The sequence below is a fragment of the Halopiger thermotolerans genome (genome assembly GCF_054654555.1).
In genome coordinates this window covers 1,038,370-1,062,502 of sequence record NZ_BAAIEU010000004.1, presented here as the reverse complement: position 1 = coordinate 1,062,502, position 24,133 = coordinate 1,038,370, and the positions used below count along the sequence as shown (strand labels likewise).

The window sequence follows — 24,133 nt, the reverse complement described above, 5'->3', positions numbered from 1 at the left end:
TCCTGAATTCCTGCAACCGTGGGACGGGTGGCGCATTCCACACTCGTTATTGGCTTGAGGCCAGTCTCGGCCTCGAGTCCGGCGCGCGTGGGCCGGTCCGTCGGTCGCTCAATCTGATCCCGAAGCGATCCGGGATCGGTGTCGACGTCGGAACCGTCCGCGCCGCGTAACGGAACTCGTCACCGCTCGGCCGGACGGTCCGACGCCGTTCTCAGGCACCCCATAACCCATGAGGGGAGCCACCGGTTCGGATCCATTGTAGACGGTATCGACGTTCGGCCAGCGGGGGCGCCGCGACCGCGACCCCCGTGGTGTACCGGTCAACACGCGGCCGCGTCGTCCGGACGATTCGTCCGGTCGGCGGCGCGGCCGAGCGTCGAGTTCGATTCTCGACGGGGGCCTATGACCGACCTGTCCAACCAACCGCGCAAGCAAACGCAGAAGCAGAACCAGCCCGACATCGTCGCAACCCTCACCGTTCGCGTCCCCCTGGGCGGTCCGGGCGACCTCGCCGAGGGCGCCGTCCGCGTCGTCGAACGAGTCGAGGCCGTCGAAACGGTCGTCGATGCGGACATCCGACACGTCTCGCCCGGCCTCAACGATACCACCGTCGAACTCCGCGTCCGCGCCGCCGTCGAGCCCGGCGGCGCCGACGTCGATCGCGTTCGACCGGCGCTCGAGGACGGCGTCGGCGTGCGGACGGTCGAGAAAGTCGAACAGGTCGACGCCGTCGAGTCGGACGCGCCGCCGATAGCTGACGTCGGTTAGCGATCGAAGGCGGTTTCGCTCTCGCTCTCTCCACCGGCGTCGCCCTCGTCCGTCTCCTCGTCCTCGCTGTCGTCTTCGGCGGACTCCGCCGTCTCGTCCTCTTCATCACGGTCACGCTCGACGGTCTGCTCGCGCACGGTCATCCCCTTCCGACCGAGATGCTGGAGCTGCCGGCGGGCGAAGTCCTCCTCGCGGGTCCCCCGCGTCGCGAGCACGTAGACGAGCGCGCCGCCGGCGGGACGCATCGTCCGTCCGGCCCGCTGCGTGCCCTGTCGGCGGGAACCGCCCAGCCCGGAGGCGACGATGGCGAGGTCGGCCGTCGGGAGGTCGATCCCCTCGTCGCCGACCCGCGAGATGACAAGCAGGTCGCGCTCGTTGCGCCGGAACTCGTCGAACAGCCGCCGGCGCTCGTGGTGGCGCGTCTCCCCGCTGATGAACGGCGCGTCGAGCGCATCCGACAGTTCGCGGCCCTGCTCGAGGTAGTCGACGAAGACCAGCGCCTTCGAGTCGGGATGCGCGGATAGCAGGTACCGGATCTCGTCTACCTTCCCGCGGTTCTCAGCGGCGATGCGGTACTTCTCGCGGCCCTCCGCGGAGACGTAGGCGTTGCGCTGCTCGTCGTCGCCCCACGGCACGTAGCGAATCTCGAGTTCCGGCTCCGCGACGAAGCCGGCGTCGAACAGGGCCTGCCAGTCGGTGCCGATCGGCGGCCCGACGAGGGTGAAAATCTCTTTCTGGCGGTCGTCCTCGCGGATGGGACTCGCGGAGAGACCGAGGCGGTGCCGGGACTGCAGGTGGGTACTCCGCCGGTAGACGTCCGAGGGGACGTGCTGGCACTCGTCGAAGACGACCAGGCCCCACTCGCGGTCGTCGAACAGCGAGCGGTGGCGATCCATCCCGGCGATCTGGTAGGTAGCGATCGTCACCGGGCGGACGTTCTTCTGCCCGCCGTGGTACTGGCCGATCTGGTGGGGGCCGAGGGAGGTGTACTCCTGAATCGTGTCGGCCCACTGGCGGGCGAGATCGCGACTCGGCACCAGGACGAGGGTCTCGCCGCCGACGTGGGCCATTGCGCCCATCGCGGCGACGGTCTTCCCGCTGCCCGGCGGCCCGACGAAGACGCCCTCGCCGGCCTCGGCGAAGCGATCGACCCAGGTCTGCTGGTAGTCCCGAAGGGATACCTCGAGGTCGATTTCCAGCTCTTCACCGGACTCCAGATCGCGGTGGTCCTGCACGGGGTAGCCGGCTTCGTAGAGGATCCGTTTGATCGCGGCCTCCGAGCCCTCGCGCACCCAGTCCTCGGTCTCCGAAATCGGCGCGTGGACGTGTTCCTCGTCCAACTTCTGCCGGGCGACGTTGCCCATCACTTCCGGACTCTTGGCCTCGAGCACGGTGTAGCCGTCCTCGTGGGTGTAGAGGCGGAACTGGTGGGCCCGATCCCACTGGCTCCAGACCCACTCCTCGAGTTGCTCGTTGCGCTGGCCCAGCGCCTGGCGCATCGTCCGCGCCAACTCGTCGAAGGAGTCGTGGGGCGCCTGCCAGACGTCCTCCGGCCGGACGACATAGCGGTACCCCTGCTCGCCGTTGCCGTCCTCGAGGTGCGCGAACTGCGCCAGTTGCGCGCGCGTGAATTGGTCGGGGCGGTCGACGACGATCTCGCGGCGCTTCGGGAAGACGACGACCCGCTCCTTGTCGGTCAAGTCCTCGAGTTCGGTCGGGTACCAGACGACGGGGTCGGTCGAGACCGAGAGCCGCTCGAGGGCACCCTGCTCGGCGAGTCGGTCGAGCTGTTCGCTGACCTCGTCGTGGGAGCGCTCGAGGGTTCGCGCGACGGCGCCGGCGGTGAGGACGGGGCGGCCCTCGCGCTGGGACGCCTCGTGGAACTGCGCGAGCGTGAGTTCGTCGGTATCGGCGTCGCCCTCGCTGTCGTCGCGATCCGGGGTTGCGGCAGGTTCGTCCGTCACTGCCGATCCGTATCCGCGGCGCGAGTAAACGGGTTTCGCTTGGATCTCGAATCCCGGGTAGCGGCACCGTCGACGGCGTCCGCTGCGGGGCCGACCGAATCAGCGGTCGCTCACTCGAGTTCTTCGATGACCTTGATATCCCCGACTTCGTTCACCGCGACGAGCCGCTCTTTCGGACAGTTCTCGAGCATTCCCGGCCCAGTGACGGCGCGCTCGCTCGTCTCGAGTTCTTCGACGGGCGAGTCGGTTTCCGGAAAGCCGCACATGACGCCGACCGTGTCCCCGCCGAGCGACCGGACGATCACGGTGCCGTCGTGTTCGACCCGCACGTCCGCGGACGGCGGGCGCGTGAGGTCGGCCATCGTTTCGTCGACGCTCTCGTTGGCTTTCCGTCCGACCTGTTCGGTCGTTCCTTCGATCACGTCCGTAACCTGTCCCGTACATCCCGCGAGCGCTCCCGAGGCTACCGTCCCCGCGAGCGCCAGATAGTGACGTCGATCCATGCACTCGGGTCGTCGAGACACCCACAAATGCGTGCTGGCCGGAGCCCGCTATTACCGACAGAGACGCCTTGAGTGGCTGATATATGCCCGATACGGGGGCAGGATGGATCTTCCCGCGACGTGGTAATCCGCACGGAATTCATATAAGTGACGGAGCATGTATCGCCGTATGTCGACGATTTCTTCGGACGGCGTCGCCGAGCGGGGCGGGGCGTCCGGCTCGATCCGCGGGCGATACGAATCGTTACTGTGGGGCTCGATGGCGCGGCTGGGCGTCACCGAGAGCCTCGAGCGAAAGATGATGGCCGCGGTCGTCCTCCAGTTCTGTTCGACGCTCGCGGTGTTCGCGCTCCCGCTGGTCTTTCTCGGGCCTCGCGAAGCGTTCGCGGTCTTTCCGACGGGACAGATCGTCCTCACGGGGGTCGTCTTCTGCCTCGCGCTCGTCGCCTTCGTCAACACGCTATTGATCGCTCGCGAGGACGTCATTCGGCCGCTACAGGAACTGCGGGCGGTCGCCGAGGGAATCGCGAACGGCCGACTCGAGGACCGGCCGCCGGAACCGGATCAGGCCGACGAAATCGGCGACCTCCAGCGGTCGTTCGTCGCGATGGACGACTACCTGACGACGGTCGCGGCCCAGGCCGACGCGCTCGCCGCCGAGGAGTTCGACGCCGACGCGCTCTCCGAGTCGATCCCCGGTGACCTCGGCGACTCGCTCGCAGAGATGCAAACGAGCCTCGAGACGCGGATCGCCGACCTCAAGGAGAGCCGCGAACGGATCGAACGCCAGCGCGAGGAAGTCGAGCAGCGAAACGCGACGCTCGAGGCCGACGCCGACCGATGTCGCGCGGTCCTCCGGCGCTGCGCCGAGGGCGATTTCACCGGCCGAGTGGAAATCGAGAGCGACCACGACGCGATGGTCGAAATCGCCGACGCGTTAAACGCGACGCTGGACGACCTCGAGGAAACGCTCTCGAGCATCCAGCGGCTCGCGGACGAGGTCGACGAGGTCGGGGCGGACGTCTCGACCAGCGTCGCGGAGATCGAAACGGCCAGCGCGGAGGTCAGCGAATCGGCCGAGGCGATCGCCACCGCGACGGAGGAGCAAAACGAGCGGTTCGAGTCGGTTCGGGGCGAGATGAGCGACCTCTCGGCGACGATCGAGGAGATCGCGTCGACGGCCGACGGCGTCGCCGACGTCTCCGAGCAGGCCGCCGAGAGCGCCCGCAACGGCCGGGACACCGCCAGCGACGCCGTCGACGAACTCGACCGCCTCGAGCGCCGCTCGGAGGCGATCGTCGAGCGGATCGAGGCCCTCGACGAGGAACTCGCGCGAATCGGCGAAATCGTCGACCTGATCGACGAGATCGCCGAGGAGACGAACCTGCTCGCGGTCAACGCCTCGATCGAGGCGGCCAGAGCCGGCGCGGACGGCAGCCGATTTGCCGTCGTCGCCGACGAGATCAAGTCCCTCTCCGCGGAAACGGGCGAGGCCACGGCCGAAGCCGACACGATCGTGACCGACGTGCAGACCTCGACGCGGGAGGCCGTCGAGGAGATCCGCGCGATGCAACGAGAGGTCGTCGATGGCGCCGAAACGATCGAAGCGAGCCTCACCCACCTCGGGGAGATCGCCGACCGCGTTCAGGAGGCCAACGAGGGCGTTCAGTCGATCGACGAGGCGACCGACGCGCAGGCCGAGACGAGCCAGGAGGTCGTCACGATGGTCGACGAGGCGACCGCGGAGAGCGAACGCACCCTCGAGGAGGCCGGCGACGTCGCCGCGGCCGCCGAGGAACAGACGGCGACGATTTCGGAGCTCTCGGGTGCGGCCGAGTCCCTCTCGGAGACGGCGACGGAACTCAACGGACAGCTCGCGGCGTTTACCGTCGACCACTGACCTCGCGGCGGACGCGGCGGCGAACGGTATATCTGCGTGGGTGGCGTACCCACTCGTATGTTCCGTGCTATCCTCCCGGAAGGACAGATCGTCTGTGAGCGGTACGAGCAGGGCGACGACGGAGTTGAACTGTTCGACGAGGACGACGACTTCATGGCGTTCGTACCGTACGCCAACCTCCACGCACTGGTCGACGAGGACGCCTACGGCGAGGACGAGCGGTCGATCATGTAGACGTCGGCTGCTGGTCGATCGCCTCGAGTTGCTCGCGGTACCTGTTTCTGACCGTCACGACGGTCGTCTGCGCGGTTTCGGCGACGGCGCGCTGGGGGATCGTCTCGTCGCAGAGGAGGCCGGCGGCGTAGATGGCCGCGGCGGCAAAGCCCGTCGGCGACTTGCCAGAGTGTAGCCCCTGTTCGGTCGTCTCGTCGATGATCTCGACGGCCTTCGTCTCGACGTCCTTCCCGACGTCCAGTTCCGAGCAGAACCGCGGGACGAACTGGCGCGGGTTCGTCGGCTCCAAGTTGATGTCGAGTTCGTCCGCGACGTACCGGTAGGTCCGGCCGATCTCGCGCTGGTCGACCCGGGAAACCGAGGTTACCTCCTCTAAACTGCGCGGGATGTCCTCCTTGCGGCAGGCGGTGTAGAGCGCGCTGGTCGCGACGCCCTCGATCGAGCGCCCGCGGATCAGGTCCTGCTCGAGGGCCCGTCGGTAGATGACGCTCGCGGTTTCCTTGACGGGGTCGGGAACGCCGAGCGCGCTGACCATGCGGTCGATCTCCGAGAGGGCGTACTTGAGGTTGCGTTCGCCGGCGTTTTTCGTTCGGATCCGCTCCTGCCAGACCCGCAGCCGGTGGATCTGGCCCTGCTTTTCGGCCGACATCGAGTGGCCGTTCGCGTCCTTGTTGCGCCAGTCGATGGTCGTCGTCAGCCCGCGGTCGTGCATCGACTGGGTAAGCGGCGCGCCCACGCGCGAGAGTTCGTCGTGCTCCTGGGCGTTGAACGCGCGCCACTCGGGGCCGTAGTCGATCGGGTCCTCGGTCAGGACGAGTCCGCACTCCTCGCAGACGCGTTCGCCGCGATCCGGATCGTGGACGATCGTCTCGGTTTCGCAGTCGGGACACAGTTCGGCGTTCGTCTCCTGGGGGTCGTTTCTGGCGCGACCGATAATAGACTGTGTCATCACACTGATGCACCGCTGCCGGCACTGTAAGGGGCTCACATGGTTTCGCCGGAAACACGGTCTTACTGCCCGCGTCGACGTCGGTCGAAGGAGAGGAGAAAGATCGCCGGATCGGGCCGCGGATCGCCCGCTCGAAACGATCGGTCGGCCCGCGCCGACGGAGTGTCCCATCGATCGTCTCCGGGCGAAGCGACCGCGCTCGGTCGCCTCGCCCCATCGAGATCAACGTGAACGTGGCACATGAAAGCAACCGATCGTTCCGCCTCGCCCGCGTCGTAAACCGATCGTTCATCGTGTAAACCGCGATTTCGACCCCGAACCGACGGTCGAATTTATGTCGATGGAGTCGAACGTTTGCGTGAGTGCCGTGTCGCAGATCCACATCTCGGACGTTCCGCCCTCGCTCGCCGCTTCGCACGTACGCCGCCGGTACGGATCCACAGGGATCCGATACCGCTCCCGCGGTCGCGGCTCGAGCGGCGCGGCGGGACGCTGTCTCGGTCCGTCCGCGACGGGGGTCGGCGGAAATCGTCCCGTACCCGCCGCCCCTTTGCAGCCGATGCGAAAGGTGGCCGTGTTTAAGAGTATCAGTGTTGGCGTACAACTTGGTGTGTCAATCGTGACTGCGAATCGCCGTTCGGAAGTACAGCGGTCGCTGTCGACCCGACAGCTCGGTGGTGATTGCGGCGGCTACCGGCGACGGCATCGGACGGGCCAGCCCGTAACGACCACGTACGGAGGCGCGAAATAATGTCCTCGATCGATACGTCGCTCCCCGACGAGATCGCGTCGTCGGTCGGCGAGGACGACGACGAATCCCTCTCGAAGGACGTCATTTTCGAGCTTCTGAAGAACCGCCGCCGCCGCGAAGTCCTCACCTATCTCCTCGAGGCCGACGATACGGTGACGTTAGGCGAACTGGCCGAACAGATCGCCGCCTGGGAGAACGACACGGACGTCAACGCGCTCAGCTCCGACCAGCGAAAGCGCGTCTACGTCGCCCTCTACCAGACTCACCTCCCGAAGATGGACGACGCCGGCATCGTCGAGTACGACCAGGATCGCGGCCTGATCTCGCTGGCGGACAACGCCGACCTGCTGATGATGTACCTCGACACGGACTCCCACCAGCAGGATCGGTGGGATCGGTGGTACGCCGCCACGAGCGTCGTCGGCGCCGCCCTCCTGAGCGCCGCGGTGCTCGGCGTACCGGGGCTGGCCGCCGTTCCGACGGTCGCGCTGGCCGGGGTCGTCGTGGCCGCGTTCTGCTGTCTCTCGGTCGCCCACGTCGTGACGAATCGACAGCAAGAACGCAACGTCAACGGGAAACTGTCCCGGATCGAGTGATTCCGAGTCGCTCTCTCCCCGCCTCGCTCTCGCTCGCTCGCCCTCGGGACTCCGCCCCCAATCCCGACCCCGATCGATCTCCGGCCGGTACGAGCGCGACCGTTGCCGGCGCGACTCGACTCACGTCACGGTTGTCCGTTCGTTCTCGATCCGCTACGTAACGACCGCCCGCGTGGCGACCGTCTCCGTCGACGCCTCGGACTCGCGGTCGCTGCAGAGGCAGCCGCCGTGTGACTCCGTCGCTCGCCGGAACGCCGACAACTCACTCGAGAAGGACTTTTAATCTCCCCGCGCGTAGCGGCAGTTGGCTCCCGGCGATCGTCATCCAGTACCGGAGCAGTTCGCGTGCCAGCTTGCTGTTCCAGGCGCGGGAGCCATTCTTCCTTGCGGCAGAATCGGTACCAGCGTCGCGCGTGCACCGTAGCCGGCGACACTGAACGGCGACTGGAGGGAGAGCGATCGAACCGCCGACCGTCAGGGCCGCGTCGAAAACCGAGGGCGGTTACTGGTCGCGCGCGTTGTACTGGACGTCGACCGCCGCGTCGCCGAGGAGCCGGAAGTCCTCGATGTCGCCGTCGAACCAGTACGCGTCGAGCCAGTTGCCGACCGCGCCGCGAACGGCCCGGTCCTCGACGACGTCCTCGTCGTCGATCGAGGCGTTTCGGTAGTTCGAGCGGACGACCGACCCGCTGGTCCGGAACGAGTAGGTGCTCGGCCCGTCGGCGTCGGTGCCGTCGATGACGAGCGCGTGGGGGAGCAGTTCGTGGTCGCCGTACTCGCTAGGATCGATCTCCTCGCCGTCGAGGAGCACGGTCGCCTCGCCCTCGGTGAAGGTCACGTCCGTCAGCGCGCCGGCGAACCGGAACGTCTGCGTCTCGTCGGTGACGGCGCTTTGGACCGTCGAACCTGAGATCGTCGTCGCCTCGTCGTCGGGATCCGCGCCGCCGGCGAGTTCGATCTCGCCGTCGACCGTGATCTCGAAGCTCGTCGGCACGCCCTGCCCCTGCACCTCGAGGACGTGGGGGAGGTCGCTGCCGTAGTCGGCGGGGTCGACCTGCTCGCCGTTGAGCGAGACCGTGCCCGGACCGTCGACGGTGAGTTCCTCGAGGTCGCCGTCGAACCGGAAGGCGTCCTTCCAGTTTGCGACCGAGCCGTGGACGGCGCCGCCGTCGATCTCGTCCTCCGCGTCGATGGAGGCGCCGTCGGCGTTCGACTTCTCGACCGTTCCGGAGACTTCGAACTCGTAGCGGGTCGTGTCTGACTCGGCGCCCTCGACGAGGAGGACGTTCGGGAGTTCCCGGTCGTCCTCGGTCTCGTCGGTCTCTTGGCCGTCCTCGTCCGGACTCGGACTCGCGTCCGGCCGCGACCCGCTCGAGCCGCCCGCGGCCGCTTCCTCGGCCGAGGTCGGGACGCCCTCGGGTCGCGAGAGGTCCGGCGAACTCGAGACGTTCGAGCGCTGAAGGCCGGAGCCCTGCACGCCGCCGCGGATGCCGCCGCCAGTCATGCGCGCGGTGCCGCTGCCCCGCAGAACCATCGCGCGGCCGTAGCTGCCGGCCGCGAAGTTGGAGTCCTCGATCGTGACGGTGCCGCCGGGCCAGACCCAGACCGGGCGGCCCGAATCCTCGGTGTAACCGCCCCAGCCGGGGCCGTAGTCGGTGTCGTCGTTGTAGGCGACGGAGTCGATGATCGCGTCGTCGCCGCCGGCGACGCGGTACGTGGAGACGCCGTTGTTCTTGCCGTAACAGTTCTCGAAGCGAACCGAGCCGCCCGAGGCGGTGTTCGAACAGTAGAAGCCGTTGTTCGGCCACCCCTGGACGTTCATGTTCCGGAAGGTGACGTCGCAGGCGGCGTCCCGGTGGTAGAAGACGGCGCCCGGCCCGTGGACGAAGCTCTCGCCTTCCTTGGTCGAGCCGTCGCCGAGGTAGACGTTCTCGATCAGGACGTCGCCCGCGGGGGCGGTGATCGAGATCATGAACCCGTCGCCGCGGTGGAGCCCCTTGAATCCGATGTTGCGGATCACGGAGTTGCTCCCCTCGACGAGCAGGACGACGCTGTCCCCGGTCGTGAGGTCGAACAGCTTGTTCTCGTACGTTTCGCCCTGCCCGATCCGGATGACCTGCCCGCGGGCGGGGATCTCCTCGTAGTCGCCCGCCGCTGTAGCGGAGCCGGTGATCGTCGCCGCGGCCGTCGTCACGCCCGCGAGGCGCATGTACGATCGCCGATCGAGTAATCCGGTATTACCGCCCTCGTCCGACGATTCAGTGCCATCCTCGCCGGATTTACCGTCATCCAGTACCGAAGGTTCGCGTGCCATTGCGATCGGGTAATACTATACTACGAGCATAAACCTTCCGCCTTAAAATACTTAAAATTTACACATAGTAAGTCTATTCTGAAGGTTAGTTCAGAAAATAATCTCCATTCGTACACGGAATTATACCAATTCCAATGCAGCCTCTGCGAAGGGAAACTGCTCGAGACCGGCGGATTCGGACGGGGAAACACGATCGGCGGGTACCGTTTCGCGGTAGTAATACGTCATTACCGGCCGATTTCGGTCGACGACGAACGCATCGGCGGCGTGCGGCAGTCGCGGTCACCGCGCGTCGGTAGGGAAGACGCCCCGGTGGTGACGAACCGCGAGCCCGTCGCTTCGAGCGAGTTCACCGGCGAAGCAGCGTCCGAACGGGGCGAAACGCCGCGAACTATCGAGGGTTACCTCGAGCAGCGGCGCTAACGGACGAAAAACGACGGAAAAAGGCGACGAAATCACGAACGCGGGGAAGGCGGAGGGAAGCGTCAGCGGGGACGTCAGTGGAGGGTCGAAGACGTCGGGGGAGTCGGTGGAGAGCCGTCGGCGTCAGCGGAGGGCGGGGGATCGACCGGAGGGGATGCGTCGGGAGTCGGTTGGAGTGGAGGGTCGAGCGCGAGTCGGGTTCGCGTTCGCGTTAGTTGCCGCTGGCGGCCTCTTCGGGGCTGGTCGGGGCGCCTTCCGGAATGACGGCCTCCGGATTGGTGCCGGTGTTCTCGAGCTGGACGTTCGAGCCGGCTTGTTCGGCGATACCGGCCTGCTTGTCGTAGTCGGAGTCGGTGACGACGACCTCCGTCGGGTTGCCGTTCGCGCCCGCAGCGATCGACGTGTGCGCACCGTTCATCTCGATCTGGCAGTTGTCGATCTCGATCGTACCCGGCGCCCAGGCCCAGACGCCGCGGCCCTGGTAGCCTTCCTGGTTGTCGACGTAGATGCTCGAGTTCGTGAGCTTACAGCCTTCGGTCGCCATGCGGAAGTGCGAGACACGGCAGTTCGCGGCGAAGCTACGGTCGATGTGGAGGGTGCCGCCGCCGTTGTTTCCGGGGGCGGAGCCGTAGATCGCGTTGTCGGCGAACTTCTGGATGTTGAGGTGCTTGAAGTCGATGTGGCCGGAGTGTTTCGGGTCGACCCAGAAGGCGGTCTGGCCGTGCCCGGTGTCGGCGCCGTTGCGGCCGTCCGATCCGTCGCCGAGGTAGATGTTCTCGATGGTGCTCGAGCCGCCCTCGTCACAGATGCCGAAGGTGGCGGAGCCGGTGCCGGAGGTGTTCTTGCCCTTGAACCCGATGTTGCGGATCGTCCAGTCGGAACCGTACGCGCTGACGATGATGTCACCGCCGGTGGTCATGTCGATCAGTTTGTTCTCCCACGTCTCGCCGGACCCGACCTGGATGGTCTGGCCCGACGCTTCGATGACCTCGTAGTCGCCCTGGCTCTGGCCGGCGACCGTGCCGGCTGCGCCGAGGGAGGTTGCTGCGGTCGCGACCGCAGCGAGCGAGCGGACGTAGTTGCGGCGGCTTAATCCGGAATTACGGCCTGTAGTCGGAGCGGATTCCGTTTCGGTCGTACGGGGATTCTGCGCCATACACTTGCGTAACCTGGGCTTGTACTCATAAACTTTTCCTTGGCGATATGGATTAAATTTACAGAATATATTTGTAACGCTATGGATTTGGGTACAATCTACCGCACTTAATTCACGAACATATGAACGAATACCAGCCGAAACGGCCGTCGTAACAGCGTGTTTTCCGGGTAAATAGTCTATTACCACCGTCGAGAGCGGTTCTACCGGCTACTTTCTCGAGAAGGGACGAAGGGGCCGAAACCGGTCGACCGACGACCGTTTCTGTCAAACGATCGACCGGAGCGGAGAATAGGAGCCGATTACCGCCGTCACCAGGTGTCCTGTTCGGCGAAGGTCACGGTCCAGTTCGACGGGTCGGCGATCGCGCGGCCGGCGACGGTCCACTCATGGCCCCCGTCGTCCGCGAGCGGGTAGGTCACCTGCGTCGTCGGTTGGGTCACCTTCGAGAACGGCAGCGACTGATCGGACCGAAAGCCGAACTTACCGAGCAGATCGGGGCCGACCGCTCGCCCGCTCGCCGCGAGCAACGCCGAATCGCGTCGGTCCGCGACCACGCGAGCGAGGATCGCCTCGAGACCGTCACGCCGCTCGCGGGTCCGCGCCAGCGGGACGACGTCGGTCAGGCAGGTCTCCGTCGTTCCGTCACGGGTTCGGGTACCGGCGACGACGCCGGCGATCGGCTCGCCGTCGCGGCTCGCGACGTAGGCGTCGTAGGTCCACTTCGGGTTCTCGAAGCGCCACTCGTAGAACGTCTCGTCGCGGTGCGCGTGCAGCGTTCCCGGCACCGCTCGCTCGTAGAGGTCGACGAACCGTTCGACGGGCACGTCCGCGAACCGGCGAACGACGACGTCGGACGGCGGATCGGCCAGCCGGCCGCGCGCGCGGAAGTACGCCGACGCGAGCGGACGTGCGGCCGTCGCGAGCGTCTCGAGGCGCCCGTGTCCGTCGCCGTCGACCAGGGCGTCGGGCCGCTGGACGCGGTAGTAGGTCGGCACCTCCTCGACGATCCGCCAGCCGTGCTTGAGGCTGCCCGACAGCGTCGCCTCGTTGGGAAAGTTGAAGAACAGGTCGGCCTCTCGGTCCCGGTACCGCTCCTTGAGCCGCTCCGTCGTGCGCGAGTAGAGGCCGCGGCGGCGGTGGTCCTCGTGGACCATGACGTCGGCCGGCTGGAGCGCCCGCAGCGTCCGCTCGCCCGCGCGCAGTTCCAGCGCGAAACTGGGTTTCGTGCCGACGACCCGTCCCTCGTGGGTCGCGACGATCATCGGCACGTGATCGACGTAGGGGTTGTCCTCGTACTTCCAGCGGAACCACTCGTCGTCGCGGTCGCCTAAGACCTGATCGTACAGTTCGAGGAAGTCCTCGCGGTCGTCGGGTTCGTAGGGACGGATCGTGTACGGGTCGTCGTCGGCGCTCCCGTCGCTCGTCGGCGATTCCCGGTCCTGATCCGTCGATCGCGTCCCCTCGTCTCCTCCCGCCGATTCTGCGTTCGATTCCGTTCGATTCGATGAGTTCGTGTTCGTTGCCATGGTCGGATCAATCGTCCTGCGACTGTTCTTGCGAGACCCCGACCGGCTCCGTCTCCCCGTCGCTGGCGTCGGGCTCAGGCGGCTGTGCGACGTCGACCTCGAGGAGTTCGTCCCGGTGCTCGTCCAGCAGCGGCGCGCGGTCGCCCGGCTCGGGGGGCGTCTTGGCTATCTTGATCGGCGTGCCGGCGATCGTCACCGTCTCATCGGCCTCCGGCAGTTCGGCCTCGACGAGCATCTCCCGCTGCTGGGCGTGCTCGCACTCGTAGATGTCGGCGACGTCCTGCACCGGCCCGCTCGGCACGGAGCCGTTGAGCGTCTCGAGGACCTCCGCGGCGGTCCGGGAGCCGACCCACTCCGCGATCGCCTCGCGGAGTTTCTCGCGGTGCTCGAGGCGATCGGCGGCGTCGGCGTAGTCGACCGCCCACTCGGGTCTGCCCATGTGTTCACAGAGGTTCCGCCAGTGGCGGTCGGTGAGCGCGGCGATGACGACGTAGCCGTCCTCGGCCTCGAAGGCGTTGTACGGGAACAGCGTCGGGTGGGAGTTCCCGTTCCGCTCGGGGACCTCGCCGGTGTAGGAGTACTGGTAGACCGCCCGCTCGGCGAGGCTCACCATCGAGTCGTACATCGCCGTGTCGACGAACTGCCCGACGCCCGTCCGCTCGCGGTAGTGCAGCGCCGCGAGGATGTTGACTGCGTGCAACACGCCCGTGAAGATGTCGCCGATGCCGAACCCGACCTTCGTCGGCGGGCCGTCCGGCTGGCCGGTCTGGTGCATCACGCCGCCCATCGCCTGGGCGACGAGGTCGAACGCCGGTTCGTCCTGTTTGGGACTCTCGATGGTGCGGGGATCGCCGAACCCGCGCATCGCCGCGTAGACGAGCTGCGGGTTGATCTCGGCGAGGCGCTCGTACTCGAGGTCGAACTTCTCCATCGTCCCGGCCCGGTAGTTCTCGACGACGACGTCCGCCGCCTCCACGAGCGACAGGAAGTCTTCGCGATCGTCCTCGTCGGTGAAATCGAGCTCGAGGCTACGTTTCCCGCGGTTGATACTCTGGAAGTAGCCGCCGAAGCTGTCGTCCTCGTCGTGAAACGGCGGCGTTTCACGGACGAAATCCCCACCCGGCGGTTCGATCTTCACGACGTCTGCACCCATATCGGAGAGCAACATCGTGCAGTACGGCCCGCCAAGCACGCGCGTCAAGTCGAGCACGCGGACGTCGTCGAGAGCAGACATGATCGATATACAACGACGAGAAAACGCGGTTTTGTTATGCCCCCTGTTTGCCGTTCTACGACGGCTTACGCCGCGCTAGCAACGGCGTACATCTCGAACTCCTCGTTGGAGATCACCTTGTTCGCGGATCGGGCGCTCTCGACGCCCTCGACCGCCTCGTCACTGATGTCGAGCCCGCGATAAACCTCCGTTTCCCGCGTTTCGTCGAACGCCGAGATCGTGAGGTAGTAGTCGACGCCGCGGTAGGCCCCGCTGTAGTTGCCGGCTTCGAACCGCTCGGCGTCGACGGTACCGCTCGAGAACGCTGCCCCGCTCAGCGGCGCGTTTTCCTGCCCCTCGAGGCCGTTGATGCCGTGATCGTACCGGTACGGATCGTAGCCCAGGCCGACGTAGGGTCGGTCGCCACCGGTGTGTTCGAAGGCGGACTCGTAGCCGCTGAACTGCTCGTCGGTGACGTGTTGGGTCGGACTGTAGATCAGCGGGGAGGCGTAGACGGTCACCAGCCCGAGCACCAGCAGCGCCCCGAGGCCGACCGACGCCACCGCGTTCGCGCCCGGCCTCGAGACGTACCGCGAGAGCCCGCCGATCGCGTGGGCCAGCCCGATCCCGCCGAGGATCGTCAGGACGACGTAGATGAACCCGACCTGTCGGAACGCCATCGTCGGCGTGCCGACGAAGTAGACGGCGAACATCGCGCCGAGCGGGATCAGCGCGAGCCCCAGGTACGTGACGAACGTGGACGCCTCGCGGTCGGTTCGGGTCCACCCGAGCCAGGTCGCCAGCACGAACAGCCCCGCGACGAGCCCGATCACCGCGGCGTCGAAGAACATCTTCACGAACAGCTCGGCGATGCTGCCGCCGATGTCGGTCAGCGAGGCGCCGCGCTGATCGACCTCCTGCGAGGCGCCGATCTCGGCCGACAGGACCCCCTCGACGAGGGTCCGCACGGCGTTGCGAAACCGTTCGTTGCCGAGCGCCCAGCCGGTGGAGATCGCGCCGAGGACGACCGCGTGGGCGTACATCGTCGGCTGCTCGAGGAGGGGGTGGTCGTCGTACCGGCGCCGGGCGAGAAACTGGACGCCGGCGATGGCACCCACGAGGACGACGACGTTGAGCATCTGCTGGGGATGGACCAGCAGCAGACCGATGCCCGACAGGTAGACGAGGACGCTGAACGGCGAGAGACCGAACGGGAGTCGCTCGACCGTCGACCGGCGTCTGAGGTACGCGACGAACGCGAAGACGATGACGGGGACGAGAAACAGCGCGTTCGAGTTGGTGTGGATGCCCATGTGCGTCGCGACGTTGTTGATCGGCAGCACCATCCACGAGACGATCGCGGCGCAGCCGGCCGCCAGCCCCGTGTCCGAGATCTCGCGGGCGGCCAGCGGGACGAAGATCAGGAACGGCACGAACAGGATGACGATGGCGAACAGCAGGGTGCGTTCGATCGAGACGCCGCCGAGGTAGTGAACGACCGCCGCCAGCGAGTGGACGCCCGGGTAGATCAGCTCGTGGGGCGGCATGTCCCCGGTGACGATGTCACGCGTCCAGCCCAGGTGCGTGAGCGCGTCGCCCATTCCGATGAACCGGTAGTTCCGAATCACGGGGAGGGACACGATCGCCGTCACCGCCAGCCCGCCGAGCCCGATTCCGAGGGCTCGATCGCGGCCGCGACGGCCCAGCGCCGCGAGCGTGGCGATCGCCATGCCGATCCCCAGGCCGACCCACGTCGCCGTCGGCGTCGCCGCGTACACCGACGCCTCGTACGACGTGGCGGGGTTCGCTCTCGCGACGAGGACGCCGGCTGCGACGGCCAAAAAGCCGACGGCGAACGCGACGTTGCGGCTCGTTCGGCTCATGACCCGCCATCACCCTCCGGCTCCGGACGCACTGTCGCAGCGATGTCGATACGCATGCCTTGGCGCGACCGTCGTCGATCGCGGGGTTTGTTATAGGGATCCTATAGCCGTCAACGAGTGTGGAGTCGCCGCGATCGGCCCGCTCCGCGGCGGATACCGGAGTCCATCCGAATCCGTCGGTTCCAAATGACCGCCGGCGAACGCTCGAGCGTTCGACCGACCGTACGACGACTGGGTGCGACGGCCGGGTCGGATTTCGCACCGCTTTCGACCCGCTCTCGACCGGCCTCGAGCCGACGACGAACCCGTTCGCGCCGATCGCCGGAGCGGTCGCGGGCCGCCCCGCAGTACGGCGCCGTTGTCCGAGCGCCGCCGTCGCCTACGGATCGATTTCGCGCGGCCGAACCGATCAACGGTACCGGTGGCTTTTGTAGCGGTTCGTGGTTCCTTCGACACCGTGTCATCGATCGTCATCGACCGTCTCGAGACCGACGGGACGACCCTCGAGTGCGAGATCGACCCCTCGGCCGACCTCGAGCGCTTCTTTACGGGCGCCCCGTTCCGAACCAGCTACGACCGCCCGATCGAGGACGTTCCCGAGGGCGTGCTCGCGATCCCCGTCCTCGCGAACGTCTGTCCGGTCGCGTGGGCCAACGGCGCGGACGTCTACGTCGACGAGGTCGACGCGACCTTCGCGCGGGCGCTCGAGGACGTCAAGGCCGCCCTGCTCGCGATGCACGACTTCCTCGAGGGCGGGACGCTGTACGCGAAGCGGACGATAGATCCTGAACCACCCTCCGACACTGGGGCCGACGACGGCGACAGCGCCCTCCTCTTTACCGGCGGCGTCGATTCGACCTGCTCGTACGTCCGCCACCGCGAGGAGTCGCCGACGCTCGTGAGCGTCCGCGGCTGGACCGTCGCGCCCGACGAGTCCGGCGCCGAAGACTGGCGCCACCTCCGCGAGCGCGTGACCGGGTTCGCCGACGAGCGCGGCCTCGAGACCGCCTTCGTCGAGACGAACGCGCTCGAGGCGCTCGATCACGCGATGCTGCTCGCCCACTACAAGCGGTTCGTCGACGGCGCCTGGTACAGCTCCGTCGGCCACGGGCTCGGCCTGCTCGGCCTCTGTGCCCCGATGGCGTACGCCCGCGGCATCGAGGACCTGTACGTCGCCGCGACCCACTGGGAGGGCATCGACCTCGAGTGGGGCTCCCGTCCCGACATCGACGAGCACGTCCGCTGGACGGGCACCGAGTGCCACCACGACGCCTACGACCTCACCCGCCAGGAGCGACTGGACGTCATCGCCGACTACGTCGAGAGCGACGCGCCCGACCTGCAACTCCAGACCTGCAACGCGCGCATGGACGGCAACTGCGGCGCCTGCGAGAAGTGCTACCGGACCGCCGTCGGCCTCCGGCTGTCGGGACTCGAGCCGACGGCCCACGGCTACCCGTTCTCTCACGACGACTACGCCGAGATCCGCCACGCGCTCGAGGGCGGCGAGTGGGTCCTCGGCCAGGACGAGCGGTACATGTGGGCCGACATTCGCGATCGCGTTCGGGAAACCGAGCCCGAATCGCCGGACGAACGGGCCTTCTTCGAGTGGCTGCTCGAGGCGGATCTCGACGAACTCGTCGACGAGGCCGAACCGCCGCTGTCGCACCGACTGTTCCGGACGGGCGCCCGAAACGCGCCGACGCCGGTGTACAACGCGGCGTATCCGGTGTTGACGGCGGCGAAGGACGGATTGGATCGGATCCGCGGGCGGTAACACGGCGTCAGGTGCCGGATCCGATCTTCGGACGTCCCTCAAGTCCGTCCGGTATGCTCGAGACCGGTTCCTGTTAGTTCGCTATCGCGACTGCTTTTTCGTAGTACCGCGAACCACCGATACCGAATGGCCGACCGTGAGTTCGAAACTGCCGACGATATAACTGGTGTGAATCACGCACGAGACGTATTAGACATCGATCGGGAGGCGAGCGTGGCGGAGATCGAGGCCGCGTTCGAGGCGAACGCCGAACGCGCTACTGGAGAGGACTATTGGAAATTCGTCAAAGCCCGCGAGGTTGTCCTTTTCGAGTCGGTTCTAACCGGAAGCGCCGTTTATTCCGTTCTTCGAACCAATCCAGGGCCGGATGACATCTCTTCCTTAGCTCGAGCGGAGGAATTGCTGCAGGTGCATAACATGTCCCCACCCCCAATCGGGACGACCAGCTACGACAGAATCGTTCGACAGACTCACGACCAGATACAGGACCGGCTCGAAGAACTCGTCGGGCGCGATGATTCGCCGGTTACGCCCCGAACGAGGCAGGCAGTCCGGGTTTGCTACCACGCCCTCCGGTTTCAGGACCTGCGGAAGGGGCGGCGGTGGGTTACCGGACCGACGACCGACTCGAGCGCTACCGACTCCACTGCCCCTACCAGCTCCACCAGCCCTACCGGCTCCACCAGCCCTACCGGGGATGACGACAGCCTGCTCACCGGTTGGAAGTACAGCATCGACCGCGACCGAGATATCGAGTACTACAGTTCGATCGAAACCGGACTGCGGCTCATCGTCGAACCCACCGACGAGCACCCCGGCGGCGGATACGAGGTCTCTCGCATGCGATCCGGGACGCGACTCGAGGCGACGACGCATTCGCGGTACGGAAACGCGAAGCGACAGGTCCGACGGTGGATTCTCGAGGCGGCAACTAGCGAGTAATTGAGCACTCGAACCGGACCGATTCGACGAATACGCTCGTCTCCGGGTTCACGAGCGCACTCGAAAACCAGTTACTCCATGTAGCCCAGTCCCTTCAGCCGGTCCTCGACGTCGTCGAAGTCCTCGTCGACCTCGCCGTCCGGCGTCGTCGCCACCTGCGAGACGTCGGACCGCTGGACCTTCGTCGAGGCCGGCGTCGCCGACTCGTCGAAGGCGTCGAAGAGGACGCGGCCGTCCGCGTTGGCCGGCACCGGCTCGCCGATCCCGTGCAGCAGCGTCGGCGCCACGTCGACCACGCGCGCGCCCCGCAGCGTCGCACCGGGCTCGATCGACGGCCCGCGACAGAGCATGATGCCCGTGCTGCGGTGGCTCGCGGCGTAGTTGCCGGTGTCGCCGAGCACCTCGTCCTCGATCCCGTTGCGGACGTCGTAGCCGTCGATCCCGTTGACGATCAGGTCCGGCGAGTCGGGATCGGTCGGGAACAGCTCGTCGCCGTCGTAGACCTCGAGCAGCTGGCGGTCGTTCTCGTCGGTCACCGACTCGAAGACGTCGATGAGTTCCTCCTTGATCTCGGGGACGTCGCTCGGCGAGACGCTGCCGTTTGCGAACCGCCGGCTGTCGTTGATGTAACAGTTGCCCGCGTCGTGGACGAACGCGACGGTGCGCTCGTAGTCGACGTCGTAGAGGGCGTGATCGCCCGGAATCTGCTCGGCGACGGTGTCCAGCAGGCTCCGCGGCAGGGTCGAGACGAGCATCTCCTCTGAGATGCCCACCCGCTCGAGCATGTTCGTGATGCTGTCCCGCGAGATGCCGAGGCTCGCGAGCGCGCCGCGGGTGCCCTCGTCCTCGCGTCTGAACAGATAGCCCTCGCGTTCCAAAATGTGATTGACGTAGATCAGGTTGTGAATCTCGCCGAAGCCGTGGTCGGAGACGACGTAGAGGTCCGCGTCGTGGTCGTCGGTGTACTCGATGACCTCGCCGAGCAGGTCGTCGAGTTTCTTGTAGTGCTCGAGCAGCCGGTCCATGTCCCAGATGAGGTGCTGGAACCGGTCCGGCGCCGTGTACACGAAGAAAAACAGCCGCCAGTCGTCGCCCGCCCGATCCATCTGCAGCTGCATCACCTCCCGGCGCTGCTCGAGCATGTTCGCGACGGCCTCCTCGAACTCGTCGGGGCGGTCGGCGTACTCCGGATAGTCGAGGCTGATCTCGTACTCGCCGACGGCTTCCTCGATCTCGTCGCCGAGTTCGGACGGGTGCGTGAACTCCTGATCGGTCGAGGGGGTCATCATCCCCGTCACCATCGAGCCGTCGATGTCGCGGGCCGGGAAGGTCATCGGGACGTTCCCGACGTGGGCCGGCTGGAGCTGCTCCCACAGCGGCGGCTGCTGGATGTCGTGGCTCGTGTACATCTCGTGGGAGTACTCCGCCGAGAGGTTCTGGAAGCCGTAGATCCCGTGTTTGTCCGGCCAGACGCCGGTCGCGATCGACGGCCACGCGAGCGGCGTCGTCGGCGGGCGCGTACTCTCGAGCGTCCCGGACGCGCCTTCCTCGCGCATCCGGGCGAAGTTCGGGAGTTCACCCTCGTCGCTCCACTGCTCGATGAGTCGCCACGGTACGCCGTCGAGTCCGAGGACGAACGCCCGCTCGGACGTAGGGGAAGATCCGCTCATAATTTTAAAACACCTGCTATCCGGCAGGATACCGGATGACCGCTTTGTTATAGGGAGTGTTCAACCCTCACCCGTGTCGATTCCCGTCCCGTTCGGTCGCGTTAACGCGACGAACCGCGGCGTTTCCGGCTGTTCGACCGGCTTACCGTTAGATGCGCCGACTATCGCCTGCCTCTGGATGTTCCGCTTACAGGACGGTCCGGATCGGCGACCGATCGTCGCCGCTCGCGGCTGCCTGTGCGGCGTCTGATCGGCGGGGACCCGCCGATCGTATTCGAATCGTATCGTCGTCTATCGGTCTCGATACGGCGGCGCTTGCCATCGAAAGGCGATCAATAACAAAACCGTCCAATCGACTCCATCACGAGTATGACGATCACGCGTGGTGGGAGTTATGGGTAGTGTCGTCGTCTCGCTCGATGCCGAACTCGGTTGGGGATTCCACGACTTCGACACCTTGCCGACCGATCGGGTAGAGTCCGGCCGCCGCGGCTGGTCGGTCATGCTCGATCTGCTCTCGGAGTTCGAGATCCCCGCGACCTGGGCCGTCGTCGGTCACTTGATGCTCGAGTCCTGCGACGGGAGACACGCCGAACATCCGGCGCCCGAGGGCTGGTTCGAGCGGGAACGAACCGAGTGGGCGGACCGGGCCGATCTACGGTTCGCGCCGGATCTGGTCGACGCCCTGCTCGCGGCCGACGTGGACCACGAGTTCGCCAGCCACTCGTTCTCCCACGTCCTCTTCGGACAGCCGGAGACGGATCGCGAGCTCGCCGAGGCCGAACTCCGTCGCAGCACCGAGATCGCCGCCGAGTGGGACCAGTCCGTCGAGACGTTCGTCTACCCCCGCAACGACATCGCCCACCGGGATGTCCTCGCCGACTACGGCCTCCAGGCGTACCGGGGCCGGTCGCCGACGCGGGACGGCGTTCGTGGGATCTTCGATTCGACGTTTCGGGACCAATCGATGCTGGTCGAACCGGTCGTCGACGAGTACGGACTGGTGAACGTCCCGGCCTCGCTGTTCCTGTTCGGCTTCGAGGGGCCGGCACGGACCGTCGCGGAGTCGATCTGGGAGGATCCGATGGTCGTTCAGGCCCGCCGCGGAATCGACGAAGCCGTCGAGTCGGACGGAATCTTCCACATGTGGCTCCATCCGAACAACCTCACGCACGAGCGGGACGACCGGCGGATGCGGGCGATCCTGGCGTACCTCGATCAAAAGCGCTCCAACACCGATCTGACCGTCGAAACGATCGGCGAGGTCGCGCGAACGGTCGACGTCGCCCGCGGCGTCGACGGACAGGTCGCCCCGGTCGACGGTCAGACGATCGGCGACGATTAGCACGTAAAAACGTACCTATCGAATCGCCTGACTGAACGGCGTATTCGAATAAGTATCCGTAAAAGACAGCGCGCCGGACAGGGGGAATCGAAGGCTACAGTTCCGGCCCGTTCTGTACGACGCTGATAACAAAACCCGCTGCTGGCCCTGTCACGGATAGATGTCATCCGCAGTTCTGCGCCGATCGACCGACTCGAGTTCGCTTTCGGTGGGCGTGCTCGGCGTCGGCAACATCGGCATGGTACACCTGAAGTCGGCGAGCGCAATGGCAGACGTCGACGTGGTCGCGGCCGCCGACGCGGTTCCCGAGAACCGCGAGCGAGCCGAACGCGCCGGCGCGGACCGAACGTACGACGACTACGCCGCCCTGCTCGAGGCCGAGGCCCTCGACGCGGCGGTCGTCGCCTTACCCCCGTTCCTCCACGCCGAAGCCGTCGAGCGGGCCGCCGAGGCCGGCGTCGACGTGTTCGTCGAAAAACCGTTCGCTCGCTCGACCGAAGAGGCCGACGAGATGTTAGAGACCGCGAACGAGGCGGGCATCGCCGTCGGGGTCGATCACACGCTGCGCTACCAGCCCGACGTCGTCGGCGTCAAGGAGGCCTACGAGGATGGCGCCGTCGGCCACGTTCCGTACGCGTCGATGACGCGGCTCAACGATGGCCCGCTCGGCCGGCCGCCCGCCGAGGAGCCCCCGGCGTCGTGGCCGCTCGATCCGAACGCGGCCGGCGGCGGCTCCCTGCTCGAGCTGGGGATCCACTGTTTCGACGTGCTCGAGTGGCTGTTCGGCGACCTTGAGGTCGAGAGCGCGGCCACCGGCGAGACGCTGGACGTGCCGGTCGAGGACGCGGCGACGGTGATGATGCGAGCCCCCGAGACGGAGACGACGATCACGCTCCACTGCGGCTCCTACCAGTGGGAGCAACTGCCGGAGGTCAACACCCGGCTCCGCCTCGAGGGCGTGACGGGGACGATCAGCAACCGGGATCACCTGCCGGACAACTTCTACGCGGGCGCGGCCAAGTCCGCGCTGTCGAACGTCGCGAGCCGCGTGGCGGACGTCGATCGCGAGGTCTTCGGGCCCACCTTCTACCTGCGGGCCCACTATCGAGCGCTCGGCGACTTCCTCGAGGCGGTCCGCGAGGGCGAGACGCCGCCGGTCGACGGCGAGACCGGCCGCCGGACGCTCGAGTTGGCGGAGACGGCCTACGAACTGGCCGCGCGGACCGATCGCGAGGAACTCGCGCCGGAGGTGATGCCGTGAGCGGACCCGTTCGCGCGGCCGCCGTCGATCGCGGCGATCGGCGCGGCAGCTGGATTCCGGATCTCGATACGCGGATGGCGCCTCTCGAGGAACCGGTGCAGACGCTGCTCGAGCCGGCGCTCTCGACTGACGGCGACCTGGCGACCGCCGACGAGATCACGATCGTCCCCGACGCGCACTACCCCTTCCACCCCTCGACCGGGACGGTGACCGACCCCGCCGTCGTCGGCGCTCTCGTCGCCGTCCTCGAGGATCGCACCGACGCCGACGTCGCCGTCGCCGGCGCCAGCGACGAGCTCATCGACCTCGAGCGGACGGCGACGTACCTGGGCTACGACGACCTGCTCGAGCGCTTCGACGCCGAACTCGTCGATCTGGCCGACGACGCCGAACCGCGGACCGACGTCGTCCGCGAGGTCGACGGCCGGTCGGCGTCGGTCTCCGTCCCGACGCGACTCGTTCGAGGGGCGGTCGTCACCGCGCCGACGCTGCGGCCGACCGAAGACGGGCAGGTCGCGGGCGGCGTGCGGCTACTCGCCGATCTCGTCGACTCCGCGGCCAATTCGGAGACCGCTGCCGTCGCGACGACGCGAGCCGTCGACCCCGCGCTCTCGGTCATGGACGCGACGACCGCGTACGGAACCGACCCCTACGCGGCCGACGCCCTGTTCGCGGGGCCGGCGCCGGCCGTCGACGCCCTCGGCGCGTCGCTGTTCGGGGCCGCGCTCGAGGACGATCCGGCGCTTGCCCTCACGGCCGGTGGCGACGACGAGCCGATCACCGTCGAGCGCGTCGGCGCAAGCGCCGATGCTCTCGACTTCGACGCGCTTCGAGACCGACTCGCCGACGCCGAACTGCCGCCGTCGGACGAAACGCACCCCGCCGTGACGACCGCGTACCGCCTCTACGCGGCCGTCGGCGGCGACGCGGTTCCGCCGCAACTCGAGCAGTAACT

Annotated in this window: 18 protein-coding genes; 9 read left to right on the top strand and 9 right to left on the bottom strand. The window is 66.9% G+C overall.

What is annotated here, in order from left to right; translation table 11 throughout:
* The first annotated feature begins 402 nt into the window (after window positions 1-402).
* Window positions 403-768, top strand: coding sequence for a hypothetical protein (locus tag ACYQ26_RS12920; RefSeq protein ID WP_459809310.1), 366 nt, complete (start codon window positions 403-405; stop codon window positions 766-768).
* On the opposite strand, the gene ACYQ26_RS12915 is transcribed toward ACYQ26_RS12920, so the two are convergent.
* Both ACYQ26_RS12915 and ACYQ26_RS12910 read right to left on the bottom strand, forming a co-directional pair.
* Window positions 765-2,732, bottom strand: a complete 1,968-nt coding sequence (locus ACYQ26_RS12915; RefSeq protein WP_459809309.1) for a DEAD/DEAH box helicase — start codon at window positions 2,730-2,732, stop codon at window positions 765-767. The genes ACYQ26_RS12920 and ACYQ26_RS12915 overlap by 4 nt on opposite strands.
* A 110-nt stretch (window positions 2,733-2,842) precedes the next feature.
* Window positions 2,843-3,235 carry a hypothetical protein gene (locus tag ACYQ26_RS12910; protein WP_459809308.1) on the bottom strand — a complete coding sequence of 131 codons (393 nt, stop codon included), beginning with the start codon at window positions 3,233-3,235 and terminating at the stop codon, window positions 2,843-2,845.
* Window positions 3,236-3,404: 169 nt separating this feature from the next.
* Between ACYQ26_RS12910 and ACYQ26_RS12905 the strand changes: the two genes are divergently transcribed.
* Both ACYQ26_RS12905 and ACYQ26_RS12900 read left to right on the top strand, forming a co-directional pair.
* Window positions 3,405-5,135: a methyl-accepting chemotaxis protein gene (locus tag ACYQ26_RS12905; RefSeq protein ID WP_459809307.1), complete on the top strand. Its 1,731-nt coding sequence runs from the start codon at window positions 3,405-3,407 to the stop codon at window positions 5,133-5,135.
* 57 nt (window positions 5,136-5,192) lie between these two features.
* On the top strand, window positions 5,193-5,369 hold the full coding sequence (locus tag ACYQ26_RS12900; protein WP_459809306.1) for a hypothetical protein: 177 nt from the start codon (window positions 5,193-5,195) through the stop codon (window positions 5,367-5,369).
* On the opposite strand, the gene ACYQ26_RS12895 is transcribed toward ACYQ26_RS12900, so the two are convergent.
* Window positions 5,362-6,318 carry a transcription initiation factor IIB gene (locus tag ACYQ26_RS12895; protein WP_459809305.1) on the bottom strand — a complete coding sequence of 319 codons (957 nt, stop codon included), beginning with the start codon at window positions 6,316-6,318 and terminating at the stop codon, window positions 5,362-5,364. The genes ACYQ26_RS12900 and ACYQ26_RS12895 overlap by 8 nt on opposite strands.
* Before the next feature lie 750 nt (window positions 6,319-7,068).
* Between ACYQ26_RS12895 and ACYQ26_RS12890 the strand changes: the two genes are divergently transcribed.
* A complete protein-coding gene (locus ACYQ26_RS12890) occupies window positions 7,069-7,665 on the top strand; it encodes a DUF7344 domain-containing protein (RefSeq protein WP_459809304.1) in 597 nt (198 codons plus the stop codon).
* Between the two features lie 502 nt (window positions 7,666-8,167).
* Here ACYQ26_RS12890 and ACYQ26_RS12885 read toward each other — a convergent pair.
* From ACYQ26_RS12885 to ACYQ26_RS12865, 5 genes are all read right to left on the bottom strand, one after another.
* Window positions 8,168-9,979: a hypothetical protein gene (locus ACYQ26_RS12885; protein ID WP_459809303.1), complete on the bottom strand. Its 1,812-nt coding sequence runs from the start codon at window positions 9,977-9,979 to the stop codon at window positions 8,168-8,170.
* A 634-nt stretch (window positions 9,980-10,613) separates the two neighbouring features.
* Window positions 10,614-11,558 (bottom strand): hypothetical protein, encoded by a 945-nt coding sequence (locus ACYQ26_RS12880; RefSeq protein WP_459809302.1) that lies wholly within the window; start codon window positions 11,556-11,558, stop codon window positions 10,614-10,616.
* A 311-nt stretch (window positions 11,559-11,869) separates the two neighbouring features.
* The gene (locus ACYQ26_RS12875; RefSeq protein WP_459809301.1) at window positions 11,870-13,087 is read right to left on the bottom strand and encodes a GNAT family N-acetyltransferase; all 1,218 of its coding nucleotides are present in this window, start codon (window positions 13,085-13,087) and stop codon (window positions 11,870-11,872) included.
* Window positions 13,088-13,094: 7 nt separating this feature from the next.
* The gene (gene mct, locus ACYQ26_RS12870) at window positions 13,095-14,321 is read right to left on the bottom strand and encodes a succinyl-CoA:mesaconate CoA-transferase (protein ID WP_459809300.1); all 1,227 of its coding nucleotides are present in this window, start codon (window positions 14,319-14,321) and stop codon (window positions 13,095-13,097) included.
* Between the two features lie 65 nt (window positions 14,322-14,386).
* A complete protein-coding gene (locus ACYQ26_RS12865) occupies window positions 14,387-16,183 on the bottom strand; it encodes a hypothetical protein (protein WP_459809299.1) in 1,797 nt (598 codons plus the stop codon).
* A 457-nt stretch (window positions 16,184-16,640) separates the two neighbouring features.
* Here ACYQ26_RS12865 and ACYQ26_RS12860 point away from each other — a divergent pair, with 457 nt between their 5' ends.
* On the top strand, window positions 16,641-17,960 hold the full coding sequence (locus ACYQ26_RS12860; protein ID WP_459809298.1) for a hypothetical protein: 1,320 nt from the start codon (window positions 16,641-16,643) through the stop codon (window positions 17,958-17,960).
* Between the two features lie 126 nt (window positions 17,961-18,086).
* Window positions 18,087-18,902, top strand: coding sequence for a hypothetical protein (locus tag ACYQ26_RS12855; RefSeq protein ID WP_459809297.1), 816 nt, complete (start codon window positions 18,087-18,089; stop codon window positions 18,900-18,902).
* 71 nt (window positions 18,903-18,973) lie between these two features.
* On the opposite strand, the gene ACYQ26_RS12850 is transcribed toward ACYQ26_RS12855, so the two are convergent.
* A complete protein-coding gene (locus ACYQ26_RS12850) occupies window positions 18,974-20,572 on the bottom strand; it encodes an alkaline phosphatase family protein (protein WP_459809296.1) in 1,599 nt (532 codons plus the stop codon).
* A 394-nt stretch (window positions 20,573-20,966) separates the two neighbouring features.
* Between ACYQ26_RS12850 and ACYQ26_RS12845 the strand changes: the two genes are divergently transcribed.
* From ACYQ26_RS12845 to ACYQ26_RS12835, 3 genes are all read left to right on the top strand, one after another.
* Window positions 20,967-21,917, top strand: coding sequence for a polysaccharide deacetylase family protein (locus tag ACYQ26_RS12845; RefSeq protein ID WP_459809295.1), 951 nt, complete (start codon window positions 20,967-20,969; stop codon window positions 21,915-21,917).
* Between the two features lie 160 nt (window positions 21,918-22,077).
* Entirely contained in the window at window positions 22,078-23,178 is a 1,101-nt protein-coding gene (locus ACYQ26_RS12840) for a Gfo/Idh/MocA family protein (RefSeq protein ID WP_459809294.1), read from the top strand.
* A complete protein-coding gene (locus ACYQ26_RS12835; protein WP_459809293.1) occupies window positions 23,175-24,131 on the top strand; it encodes a DUF362 domain-containing protein in 957 nt (318 codons plus the stop codon). The genes ACYQ26_RS12840 and ACYQ26_RS12835 overlap by 4 nt, the downstream gene beginning before the upstream one ends.
* Window positions 24,132-24,133 lie beyond the last annotated feature (2 nt).